The organism is Mycobacterium sp. IDUB_19 (genome assembly GCF_055419445.1).
Genome location: NZ_JBVAXR010000153.1, coordinates 1 through 1,209, shown reverse-complemented (window position 1 = coordinate 1,209; position 1,209 = coordinate 1). Strand labels below are relative to the sequence as shown.

Below are 1,209 nucleotides of genomic sequence, written 5' to 3'. Positions count from 1 at the left end.
GATACCAGCCATGTCGCAAAGCAACTCGGCATCGAGCCGGCGCACATGTTCGACGCGCTCGCCTAGTCGGCGGGCAAGTCGGCCGCAACTGAAAGTTATTGTGGCACTTAGTATGCCGTTGCCCTAGGCGAAGAGCGCGCGATTGCACGTTGCGCTAGGCGCCGAAACCGATTTAGTCTCATGACCAATGACCTCCGGCACTCCTCACGACGCGCAGACCGGGGCCGCCGCGACCTATGACGCGGCGGCGGACGCGTTCGACGATCCGGCGAACACGTTCTGGGCTCGCTTCGGTCGCGAGACCGTCGAGCGCCTTGCCCTCGCACCCGGCCAGCGCGTTCTGGACGTTTGTTGCGGCAGCGGCGCCTCGGCGATACCGGCGGCACAGATCGTCGGACCGAGCGGGGCGGTGGTCGGCGTCGATCTCGCTGAGCGGCTGCTCGCGCTGGGACGCGCAAAGGCCGAGACATTGGGGGTAGACAATATCGAGTTTCGTTCGGGCGACATGCTCGACCTGCGGCTGCCGCCCAAGGGATTCGACGCGGTCGTGTGCGTTTTCGGTGTCTTCTTCGTGCCCGACATCAGCGCCGCCGTGAGGGCGTTGTGGCACAACGTTCGCCCGGGCGGCAAGCTCGCGATTACCACTTGGGGACCACGCTTTCTCGAACCCGCCAACACGGCTTTCTGGGATTCGATTCGCGAGGTCCGACCCGATCTCTACAAAGGCTTCAATCCGTGGGATCGCATCTGCGATCCGGCGTCGTTGCGTGAAGTGATGCGTGCGGGCGGGGTGGAGGAGGCCGAGGTCGTGGCTGAATTCGGCGCTCATACGATCGCATCGCCCGAAGCCTGGTGGGCAGCGATACTGGGCACAGGTTATCGCGGCACCGTCGAGCAGCTCTCGCCGCACGATCGCGAACGAGTGCACGCGGCGAATCTCAATTACGTTCGCAGCTCCGGCATCACCAGCGCCGAAACCAACGTCGTGTATTCGGTCGCCACCAAGGAAAATGAATAGGACAGTCAACTCTGTTGGACTGCAAGTTATCTGGGGCGCTCTTAGCTCGGCGTGGGCCACCGGGACGTGCACGTCCGCTCTAGTCCGCGAGTCGCATGAACCGTGCAGTCACGGGCACGACCCTATGCGTTGAATGTGTATCCGACTGAGCGACAGGGATTTACGACGTATTGACATCCCACGCCTTCGGA

The 1,209-nt window shown here is 63.0% G+C and carries 1 protein-coding gene; it reads left to right on the top strand.

The window, feature by feature from the left end; translation table 11 throughout:
- The first annotated feature begins 187 nt into the window (after window positions 1–187).
- The gene (locus ACZY0B_RS27560; protein WP_463767390.1) at window positions 188–1,018 is read left to right on the top strand and encodes a class I SAM-dependent methyltransferase; all 831 of its coding nucleotides are present in this window, start codon (window positions 188–190) and stop codon (window positions 1,016–1,018) included.
- Window positions 1,019–1,209: the final 191 nt, after the last annotated feature.

Bases quoted from the DNA above. Each gene is read 5' to 3' on its own strand.
- ACZY0B_RS27560 (WP_463767390.1), top strand. From the start codon at position 188: ATGACCTCCGGCACTCCTCACGACGCGCAGACCGGGGCCGCCGCGACC.